At 68.1% G+C, this 10,499-nt stretch carries 8 protein-coding genes; 2 read left to right on the forward strand and 6 right to left on the reverse strand.

Annotated features, from left to right (window positions below; translation table 11 throughout):
• Nucleotides 1-150 precede the first annotated feature (150 nt).
• Complete coding sequence (locus G4D87_RS25685; RefSeq protein ID WP_163784906.1) at nucleotides 151-1,155, reverse strand: 3-oxoacyl-ACP synthase III family protein; 1,005 nt, start codon at nucleotides 1,153-1,155, stop codon at nucleotides 151-153.
• Between the two features lie 98 nt (nucleotides 1,156-1,253).
• Nucleotides 1,254-2,165 carry a hypothetical protein gene (locus G4D87_RS25690; RefSeq protein WP_163784908.1) on the reverse strand — a complete coding sequence of 304 codons (912 nt, stop codon included), beginning with the start codon at nucleotides 2,163-2,165 and terminating at the stop codon, nucleotides 1,254-1,256.
• Nucleotides 2,166-2,326: 161 nt separating this feature from the next.
• Here G4D87_RS25690 and G4D87_RS25695 point away from each other — a divergent pair, with 161 nt between their 5' ends.
• Nucleotides 2,327-4,540: a molybdopterin-dependent oxidoreductase gene (locus tag G4D87_RS25695; RefSeq protein WP_163784910.1), complete on the forward strand. Its 2,214-nt coding sequence runs from the start codon at nucleotides 2,327-2,329 to the stop codon at nucleotides 4,538-4,540.
• Here the strand turns inward: G4D87_RS25695 and G4D87_RS25700 are convergent.
• A complete protein-coding gene (locus tag G4D87_RS25700) occupies nucleotides 4,476-5,525 on the reverse strand; it encodes a lysylphosphatidylglycerol synthase domain-containing protein (RefSeq protein ID WP_240358607.1) in 1,050 nt (349 codons plus the stop codon). The genes G4D87_RS25695 and G4D87_RS25700 overlap by 65 nt on opposite strands.
• Before the next feature lie 543 nt (nucleotides 5,526-6,068).
• Between G4D87_RS25700 and G4D87_RS25705 the strand changes: the two genes are divergently transcribed.
• Nucleotides 6,069-6,635, forward strand: a complete 567-nt coding sequence (locus tag G4D87_RS25705; protein ID WP_163784918.1) for an imm11 family protein — start codon at nucleotides 6,069-6,071, stop codon at nucleotides 6,633-6,635.
• Nucleotides 6,636-7,450: 815 nt separating this feature from the next.
• Here G4D87_RS25705 and G4D87_RS25710 read toward each other — a convergent pair.
• From G4D87_RS25710 to G4D87_RS39015, 3 genes are all read right to left on the reverse strand, one after another.
• On the reverse strand, nucleotides 7,451-8,557 hold the full coding sequence (locus tag G4D87_RS25710; protein ID WP_163784912.1) for a phosphomethylpyrimidine synthase ThiC: 1,107 nt from the start codon (nucleotides 8,555-8,557) through the stop codon (nucleotides 7,451-7,453).
• Nucleotides 8,554-9,894, reverse strand: coding sequence for an SIR2 family protein (locus tag G4D87_RS25715; RefSeq protein WP_163784914.1), 1,341 nt, complete (start codon nucleotides 9,892-9,894; stop codon nucleotides 8,554-8,556). Before G4D87_RS25715 ends, G4D87_RS25710 begins: the two co-directional genes overlap by 4 nt.
• 293 nt (nucleotides 9,895-10,187) lie before the next feature.
• On the reverse strand, nucleotides 10,188-10,499 hold a 312-nt coding region (locus G4D87_RS39015; RefSeq protein ID WP_205507719.1), incomplete at its 5' end, for a hypothetical protein.

The raw sequence follows: 10,499 nt of genomic DNA on the forward strand, positions 1-10,499 counted from the left end.
GCAGGGCCTGGAACCTCTCCCCTGAATCCGACAAGACATACGCTGCACACGCTCCCCGGCACCGCCAACGCCCGGGAGGGCAACGCTGTCAGGCAGTGGACGGCGACAGGTCCTGGTGGATCAACGTCGGGCACGCCACCGCCAGGCGGCTCACGGCGCCGGGGTGCGCTCCAGCAGGGCCCCGGCCCACGTCAGGCCGCTGCCCACGACGCTCAGCACCACCGCGTCTCCCACGGCGGGGTCGTCCCAGTGCTCGCTCAAGACACCGGGCGCGCCCGCGGCGCCGGTGTTCCCCCGGTTGTGCACGTTGAAGAAGTGCCGCGCGTCCGGCACCTCACACCGCCGCTGCACGGCCTCCAGCATGCGCAGGTTGGCCTGGTGCCCGATGAGGGTGACGGCCCCCGCGCCCTGGTCCGGGTGGCGGTCCATGAAGCGCGTGCGCAGGGCCTGGAACGTCTCCCCCGCGCGGCGGATGGCGAACTTCTGCACCTCGCCGCCGTTCTGGGTGAAGTGCCCCAGGCGCGGCACGCGCACCTTGTCCGCGCCCGAGGGGTCTCCGGCCAGCAGCGTCTCCGTGAGGCGCCAGCGCCCCGGCACGCGCGGCGACAGGATGGCCGCGGACGCGCCGTCTCCCCACAGCACCGCGCTGGAGCGGTCCGTGTAGTCCACCACGCGCGTGGAGTTGTCCATGTTGACCACCAGCACGTAGTCCGGCAGGCGCTCCGGCCGCATGCCCGACAGGAAGTGCAGCTGCATGCAGAAGGACGAGCAAGCGCTCTGCAGGTCCACCGCCGGCGCGTGGATGTTCAGCAACTGCGCCACCCGGTTCGACTCCGCGGGGATGCACTCGTCCGGACTGCATCCGCCCGCCACCACCAGCCCGATGTCGGACGGCTTCAGCCCCGCGCGCTCCAGCGCCATCAGCGCCGCGCGGCGTCCCGTCTCCGCGTTGCTGAAGAGCGCCGCCTCCTGCGCCGCGCGCACGTCGCGGTTGCGCGTCTCCCGGAGGTAGTCCAGCGGCAGCACCGTGTGCCGCGTGCGGATGCCCACGCGGTCCACAATCCACGCGTCGCTGGTCTCCAGCCCCAGCTCCTCGAAGAAGGCGTTGGTCAGGAGGTTGGGAGGATGGAAGTGGCCGAGCGCGTGGAGATACATTCAGAACCCTCTAACCGCCCAGCCTCCCAAAACTCTGTCAGCCGTTTGTCACGCCCTCGCGCCTTCGCGCACAGCGGACGGCCAGCCAGGCCATCCACCTAACGCGCGGCGTCAGCCTTCCGGCCTGTGAGCCGCAGCCGCATCGCGCCCTCGCCGCGCGCCTCGAAGCCCTGCTCGATGGCGTCGTCGGTCAGCGCCACCTTCACCGGCCCGGACAAGGTGAGCTCCAGCAACTGGATGCCCTCCGCGAGGACGGACATCTGCCCTTGCAGGGGAATGGTCATCAGGAAGGGCGCGTTGCTTTCCTGGCGCGACACCGTCATCGCCACGTCGAAGACGCCCACGGCGCCGCGCGACTCCTGACGCACTTCGACCAGGCGCGCGCGCGTCTGGGTGACGCGGGTGTCGTCGCCCTGCTCGTCCACGATTTGCTTCGCGAGCGCATCGGAGAAGCCGTCCAGCGTGGCGCCCACCGCCAGCGGCTGCTTCGGGAAGGCGGCCTCCAGTCGGTCAGGCCTGCCGAGCTCCGGCAGGTGCTTCGTCACCTCGTCCGCCTCCTCCTTGGACACCGGCGTGCCCTTCGCATCCGTGATGACCACGCGCGCCTTCTTCCACTCCGCCAGGTACGTCTTCCGGCTGATGGGGCTCGCCTTGCGCTGGACCTCGCCCTGCTCCTCGGTCACCTCGCCCACGTCGCCGAACGCCAGCTTCACCTTGGAGACGACGTTCCCCTTCGCGGCCAGCACCGTCACCGTGTGGCGGCTGGACGAGGTCACCGACATCGCCACCGACATCGGCTTGTCCATGTCCGAGGCGCGCAGGTCGAGCGCCAGCCGCATGTCCACGGCGTTGTCCAGTTCCTCCTGGTCCCCCACGCGGGCCTTCACCTGCTTGAACTGGATGGTCGGCGCCTTCACCTCGGCCGCGGGCGCACCCGGCGCCTGGGCATGGGCGGCGAGCGGCGCGAGCGAGAGCCCCAGGGAGACGACGAACAGAGACACGCGGTGCATGTGCTGCCCTCCTGGGGCGCCATCCTTTCACGGGCCCCTCGCACGTGTGCCGCTGAAATCGTGCAGTCCGCCAGGAAGCCCTTCGTCTGAACCCAGACGGATGGAAGCGCGACCCACGCCACTGGAGGGACGACCCTCCGCCGCGCGCTACAGTTCCGCAGATGAGCGCGACTCCGGCCCCCCAGGTCCACTTCCGCACCTGCAACCTCTGTGAGGCCATGTGCGGCCTGCGCATCGAACTGGACGCCGGGCGCATCACCTCCATCCGGGGCGACGCGGAGGACCCCTTCAGCCGGGGCCACGTCTGTCCCAAGGCGCTGGCGCTGGAGGACCTGCACCAGGACCCGGACCGGCTGCGCGGCCCCCTGCGGCGCACCGCCAGCGGCTGGGAGTCCGTCTCCTGGGACGACGCCTTGAATGAGACCGCGCGCCGCCTGCACGCCATCCAGCAAGCGCACGGCCGTGACGCGGTGGGCTCGTACCTGGGCAACCCCAACGTCCACAACCTGGGCAACATGCTGTTCGGTCCGGAGCTGCTGCGCACGCTGCGCTCGCGCAACCGCTTCTCCGCGACGTCCGTGGACCAGCTGCCGCACCAGTTCACCGCCTACCTCATGTTCGGCCACCAGTTGATGGTGCCGATTCCAGACATCGACCACACCGGCTACATGCTCGTGCTGGGCGCCAATCCCCTGGCGTCCAATGGCAGCCTGATGACGGCGCCCGACGTGCGCGCCCGCCTCCGCGCCATCCAGCAGCGCGGCGGCCGCGTCGTGGTGATGGATCCGCGCCGCACGGAGACGGCGGCCATCGCCGACACGCACGTCTTCATCCGGCCGGGCACCGATGCGCTCGCGCTGCTCGCCCTGCTGCACGTGGCGGTGGTGGAGCACGCGCCACGCCTGGGGCCGCTGGGTGCCTTCACCGACGGCCTGGAGACGGTGTGCGCGCTGGCCCGGGACTTTCCTCCGGAGCAGGTCGCGCCGCACACGGGCGTGCCCGCGAACACCCTGCGCCGCATCGCCCGGGACTTCCTCTCCGCCCGGGCCGCCGTGTGCTACGGGCGCATGGGCGTGTCCACCCAGGCCTTCGGCGCGCTCTGCCAATGGCTCATCACCGTGCTCAACGTGGTGAGCGGCAACCTGGACCGGCGCGGCGGCGCCATGTTCACCCTGCCCGCGTTCGACATCGTCGGAGGCCCCCGGGCCCTGGCCCTGGGCCGAGGCGGCTTCGGCCGCTGGAAGAGCCGCGTGCGCGGGCTCCCCGAGTTCGCGGGGGAGTTGCCCTCGGCCGCGATGGCGGAGGAGATGCTCACGCCGGGACCGGGCCGCGTCCGCGCGCTGCTCACCGTCGCGGGCAACCCCGCGCTGTCCACGCCTGATGGCGCGCGGCTGGAGCAGGCGCTCGCGGGCCTGGACTTCATGGTGAGCATCGACCCGTACCTCAACGAGACGACGCGCCACGCGCACCTCATCCTCCCGCCGGTGTCACCGCTGGAGCGCAGCCACTACGACGTCGCCTTCCATGCGCTGGCGGTGCGCAACACCGCGAAGTACTCGCCCGCCCTCTTCGACCCCGGGCCCGGCGGCCGGCAGGACTGGCAGATTCTGCTCGCCCTCCAGCACCGGCTGCTGACGCTGCGCCGGGGCCGCCCCTCCGTGCGCGCCATGCTCAAGTACCAGGCCCTGTCCCGGCTGGGGCCAGAGCGGGTGCTGGACCTGGGCCTGCGGCTGGGGCCCTACGGGGCGCGCTTCCACCCGGCGAAGCAGGGCCTCAGCCTGGCGAAGCTGCGTCAGTCTCCCCACGGCATCGACCTGGGGCCGCTCCAGTCCTGCCTGCCCCGGCGCCTCCAGACGAAGGACCGCCGCATCCACCTGGCGCCGGAGGTGCTGGTGGCGGACATCCAGCGCCTGCGAGCAGCCTTCCCCCAGGACACCGCTCCCGCGCCGGACAGCGGCGAGCTGCTGCTCATCGGCCGGCGGCACCTGCGCGACAACAACTCCTGGATGCACAACGTTCCGGGCCTGCTGAAGGGCAAGCCGCGCTGCACGTTGATGATGCATCCGGAGGACGCGGCGCGGCGGGCGCTGGCCGACGGCATGGAGGCCACCGTCACCTCGCGCGTGGGGACGGTGACGGTGCCCATCCACGTGACGGACGAGGTGATGCCCGGCGTGGTGAGCCTGCCCCACGGCTACGGGCACGGGCGCCAGGGCACGCGGCTCGCCGTGGCCAGCGCCCACGCGGGCGCCAGCCACAATGAGCTCACGGACGCGCAGGCCGTGGACGCGCTCTGCGGCAACGCCGCCTTCAGCGGCACGCCGGTGCGGGTGCTGCGGGCAGCGGCGCCCGAATCCGCCACACCAGCGGGATGAGCGCGCCCACCAGCACGAAGAGCAGTTGCACCAGGTGCCCCAGCAGCGCCACCGACATGGCGCGCGCGGCCGTGGTGTCCAGCACGCCCGCCGCCAGCGCGAAGGCGCCGTCACTGACGCCCACCTGCCCCGGCACCAGCGAGCCCACCGCCAGCGCGCACAGGTAGAGGCCCTGGGCGAAGAACGCCTGCACCAGGGACGTGTCGATGCCCACCGCGTGGGTCAGCACGCCGTACTGCGCCACCTGGAACAGCCTGCTGCACAGGAACGCCCGCATGGGCGACCACGGCAGCAACGCGCCACGCCGCGCCGAGGCCTGGAACTGCTCCGCGTGGAGCGCCCAGCGGCTGAAGCGGCACACCAGCCACGCGCCGGGCCGCTTCGCGCGCATGCACGCGCGCACGCCCACCGACAGCAGCACCAGCAACACGCCGTGCGCCAGCATGAGCAGCGTGAAGAGGGACATGCCCGTCAGCAGGTAGGACGCCAGCGCGCAGGGGAACGAGATGAAGCCTCCCGCCGCCAGGGACGCCGCCTGGGAGGTCGCCGCCGCCGCGGTGGCGGCTCCCCCGCCCATGTAGGGACTCAGCAGGGCCGCCTTGGTCGCCTCCGCCGCGGCGCGGCCCGCGGGGGCCATGCTGGACACCGCGGTGCCGATGAGCTGCGCGCGGGCCAGGACACGCCAGGGCACGCTTCGGGCACCCGGGCCATAGGCACACCGCGTGGCCAGTCCATCCATGCACTGCCGCCCCAGCTCCAGCAGCACCACCCACGGCAGCCAGGGCGCCGCACTGGACAACACGGCGGCCAGTTCGCGAGGCCCGGCCTTGTGGACCAGCAACGCCAGCGTGCCCACCCCCGCCAGCGCGAAGACGGGCCGGAGCCCCACCACCATCCACCGCTTCAGAACCCGCTGCGGCGCCGCAGCTCCCACAGCGCCGGCTGGCGGGGCCAGGGCCAGCTCCCCCTGCGCGTTGCTCACCATCGACCTCCTCGCCGTCCCGTTGCCCGCAGCGGAAGGTGGGCAGCGTGGACGCGACTGGCGAGCCCCGTCTGTCCGCCTGTCCCCGCCCACCCGGGGCCGCGTCGAGAGGTGGACAGGCGCGCGCCCGTGGCAGACGTGGCGGTGGGGGATACAGCACGCCTCCAAGTCGGCGGTGGGCCGCGCCATCGTCAATCGCCTGCCCACGTGAGTCCTGCGCTTGCCTGAGCCCCAGGGACGAGCCGCTCCTCGTCCCGTCAGGCGCTTCTGGTATTCCTGGCTCTGGTCGCAGGGGCCCGAGCTCGGAACCGGAGGACGAGGATGAGAGCGCATGCGGTCATCTGGCTGTCGCTGGCGCTTGCCGTCACAGGCTGTTCGACCACGCGACTCGTCCGCCTGGACAGCGCAACGGCGCGCTGCCGTTCGGTGGAGGAGTGCCGCACGACTCTGACGAAGGCGCTTCAACAACTGGCCAAGGAAGCGGTTACGCAGGGGACGGACATCAACAAGCTCCTGACTAAACGCAAGCAGCGATTGAACCCCACCATGCCGACCCGATTCTTCGACCTCGCTGAGAACGTTCAAGCCGGGAACTGGTACCTGGGGGATCCCGAGGATGACCGAGGCCAGGAAGTGGACGACCCCTGGCTCTTCAGGGCGGGGCAGTACATCCAGGTCCCAGGCCCGCTACGAATTCCCATCGACGAGCCAGGCAATGCGCTGGACTTCTCCACGGCGGGAGTGGGCGTGACGCCTGTGGTCCACGTCAGAGTGGCGGAGCTCTTCACGGAGCGAGCCCCCAACGACGTGCAACTCATCCCCATACACATTCAGGGATACCCGGACCAGTACCTCATCCTGGTAGCCACGAAGCTCATCCGCTGCATTGACGACGCAGCGTCCAAGGTACAGCGCTGGAAGTCGGAAGACGGGCTGCCCGAGAAGGTAGGCCAGTATTACGCCGTCGACGACATGCGCATCGACCACAGGAAGGTGGGGGACGCCAAGGTCTTCCGAACGGAGGGCTGGGACATCGCGCTCATCGTTTCCGAGGACATCAAACAAGCGCTGGAGCGTATGAAGGCTACCGGCGTGAAGTTCACTCCGGTTTAGCTCGTGCGACCGCCCCCACCTCTGTTCTCTGAATCACCGGGATACAGAGGGGGGCCTGATGAGTCCGCCCCGCTTCCTTCGCTCTCCCCCACTTTGTGTGACGCGTGGCACCGGGCGGGCTGTTGCTGCGCACTTTTGTTGATGGCCGGCCGGCTGGCTGGCTGGCTGGCTGGCTGGCTGGCTGGCTGGCTGGCTGGCTGGCTGGCTGATAGCCTCGGAACTACTGCTCTGCATTCGCGTCAAGGCCTTGACCGCCTTCGGCGGTGCCCTTCGGGCAGCCCTGACCCGACCGGAGAGCAGTAGGATGGGAGCAATCAGTTCCGCTAGTCACGGAAACTGCTGTCGCGTCAAGGAGTTGAGTCCCATTGCAAACGTGACTTCCAGTGGTCCGGCTCCGCGATGGTTTTTTTCGGAGCTTCCCATCCATCGGGAGTCCATCAACTTGGGCGCTCGAACCCGGGCGCCCATTCATCAACCACCGTGCTCAGCAACAGCGGACCCACGAGAGTTGCTATTCGGGTGCGCGGACTCCGAGGGGGCGAGCCTGTTCGTCGTCAAAGACCAGATAGAGTCCGGCTTGAAATCCTTTCAGGAAGATTAGTTTCAATAGCGCCCTGTTGCGTCTGCCTGCCCGTCCGAAAAGATCACGCAAAGTGCGGGAGATCCACGGAATCGATGCAGGCGCAACACCGCCCCTGAACGGTTAGGGCCCGCTCACAATTTATTTAGCCCTGAGAGGATTTCCCATCCCCGGAAAATCGGCCACCAGACATAAAAACCGGCTAAGTAGTTTCTGAGCGGGCCCTTACCGGAGCCTACCTTCCTCGTCTTCCGTCGAAATCCTCTGGAGCGGCGGCAGCAGTCCGAGGGATCAGGGGACAGGTGACGCCGCACCGGCTACATCCGTGCGTGAGCTTCCCGTCCACGCATGTGTGGTGCTCGGCCCGGTGGGCTGTCACACGCTCATCGAGTTCCGTGGCGCCTAGGCGGTGGATGTCGATGATGTGCGCTGCGACCTGTGCCGAACGAACGGCCTCAAGCGTCGAGGAGAGCGATGGCACCGAGCCAGTGTGCTCCTCACGAGTCACAGCGGCGAGGATGTGCGCGGCGCCTTCCATCCCAAGGAGTGTCGCACCGATGGCCGCCGCAACATGGTCGAACCCCACTGCTGCATCCGTGGGGATTGGCCCCAACGGCATGACCGGATAGCCCGTCGCTGCGAGCATCAGGCCGACGCGGTGGATGTCCGCAGGGCGCGCGTGCCCAGGGGACTCGATGACGACACCAACACCTGCATCCGTTATCCGCTTGGCCAGAACGAGCTGCGCGTCGATTTCCGCCAACTGCGTGCAGTCGAGCGCATCGAGGATGTTGGCCGAGCGGAAGGTGGCCCCAAGGCTCAGGACGGTTCCGTGCCGGGCCGCGGCCCGGATGAGGTCCGGAAGGATGCGGAGGTAGACGTTCTCTTCACGGTCCGACGCGAGCATGTCGTCGATGACGAGCCCACCACCGCGCGACGTCCATGGAACCCGGCGCGCCTGCGCGCTCTCCACGAGGGAGCGGCTCGCCGTCGGGTGAATCGTGAGAAGCCCGACGCCGGCATCCATCTGCTGCACGGCCGTCTCAAGAAGTTCCTCCGGTTCTATGCGCCGCTCCCGGCGGCGGACCGAGTAGACCGGCAGCGTCGCGGCCCGGTGCCCTGCCTCCAGCACATGCGCCCAGAGCGGCTTGGTCGTCGGCACGATGCTCAGGTCCGAGATGAGGTCGGGAGGCGCGTCCAGACCCAGCAGTGCCTCCAGTTTCTGGAGTTGGCTTGCATAGCCTCCAGGGGTGCTCGTCCCAATGAGCGCCATAACGCGTGTCGGAGTACCATGGCCAACTGCGAGCGGTGCCCGCCTGGGACAGATGATGGCGACGTTCATGCGCAAAATGTCCTCTGGATACAGTCCACAACGTCCTCAGCAGAAGGGCGCTTGGTGCTCGCCGCGCTGACGTACCTGGGGGAGAGCGCATTCCGAATCCCAGCATCCTTGAGCAGGTGCGCCGCCAGCCCATCTTGGGCCCCAGGAACGGGCACGATAGTGCACCCCAGCGTCCGCGCCACCTCGACCTCCGCCTTCGTTCCCTTGCGGCCGTCGAACACCACCATGGTGTGCGTCGCGCGCAGCAGGCTCGCCCTCCACTGCTTTAACTGACCGAGGAATGCGTCATCGTTCGCGAAGGCAGGGTTGAACGCGTAAGGATTCGGAAAGTACCGGATGCGGTCCCGAATGTCGGTATGCGCCCGAACACACGCCGTTCCGAAGGCATTGGCGGCGGTTCGCCCAATCCCCTCCGATTGTCCGTCGAGAAGAACGACGTCCGGGCTGTGCGCGAGGAGCCTTCCCACCGCAGCGGCCTTCGCGTCATCCGCGGTGTGGGCGCCGGTGATGAATACGCTCCGCCCTCGTGAGCCGAGCGCTAGCTGGCCGACTAGCTTCTCGAGTTCCTTGAAATCGTCAATGAGCGCACTGCGAATCCCGACGCGCCGGAGGTCCAAGAGCCAGAGTTCCTGCCGCCTCCGGCTCTCCTTCTCCTTCTCGCGCCTGGTTACGAGAAAGTGCTCGCGCGTCGCCTTCTTGGCGAGCCGCCGTGCTTCGACGAGGATGGTGGCAATGTTGGGGTCACTGTAGCTGTACCCGAGGAACAGGAGCGACCGGTGCAGCAGGTCATTACGAAGCCGCTGCGCCAAGGCGGGGCGCCGCGCAGGGAACTCCTCGTAGTCCTCCCGTGTGAGCACGAGTTCCTCGGACGAGCTCCGGTCGATGCAGCCGTGAATCTTCAGCAACTCCAAGTCGACGTCGCCCGTCCCCCCTGTCAAATCCGCATCGTTGGCGCGCACGCCCAACCGCGCAGGGGCGAGCGCCTGCTCGATGAGCGTGTCGAAGTTCGTCGTCCAGAGGGTCCGGACATTCGTGCGTGAAATGGCAGTGTGGTACGGGTTTGCACGACGAGGCCGACGAGAGAGAGCGCGCTTCAGCCGCCCGATGAGGGGGCCTCGATTACCTGCATCCGCGTTGACACAGTGCTGGGCCATCAACGCGAGATCATCCTTCCTGGTGATATTCAACCCCAGCGGAGCGGCCACCTCCTGCATCAGTTCCAGCCAGTCGGGAAGCCCCGATGCCGCCGAGATTCCCGAGCCGATGAAGTAGGCCCCCTCCCCTCGCTGGAGCGCGCGCCCCATGTCGCGGCTCACGTCCTCGATGCTGAGGCTCAAGTCTGAACGCACGTGTTCGTCTCCCGCGAGGAACGGGTGCTCTTCGAGAATGGAGGGAAGTGGGCTCCCCAGACTCAAGCACTCGCTACATCCCAGACTAGAAAAAGCCCCAAGCCCCAAAGACTTGGAGTCTTCATTCGGAGCGTTCTAGGGCGGGATTGCAATCAAGTACAGGAAGATGGAAAACCTTAAGCAGAACAGTCCCCACTCCACCCGACCCACAACCACCTTGCGCCACCTGATTTTGCTTGACTCCGCCAGAGGCGGCACATGGCGAACTCCATTACGAGAAGTCAACGAAGCGCGCACCACACATACGCATCCTCGTCATCGCTGTTGCTATTAGATCTCAGTGCTCCCCAAATCACGGCCCCAGCAAGCCCCGCGAAGAGTCCGGTGAGCGCCTTCTTGCCACTCTCTCCCGCGAGCTGCCTTTGGAGCTGGCGCACTTGGCTCCGCTGGAACTGGGTCGAAGGCGGTAACCGTTCAGGGCTGGTGTTGAGGCCGTCGTCGCGGTGTGCAACCCGTGGCGGATGCGGACGAAAACCCCTGCGACGCTGGAATCGAAAATTGAACGATTGCTCCACGAGCACCTGGTGGAGCAG

Origin of the sequence: Myxococcus vastator (assembly GCF_010894475.1) — a bacterium.
GTDB lineage: Bacteria > Myxococcota > Myxococcia > Myxococcales > Myxococcaceae > Myxococcus > Myxococcus vastator.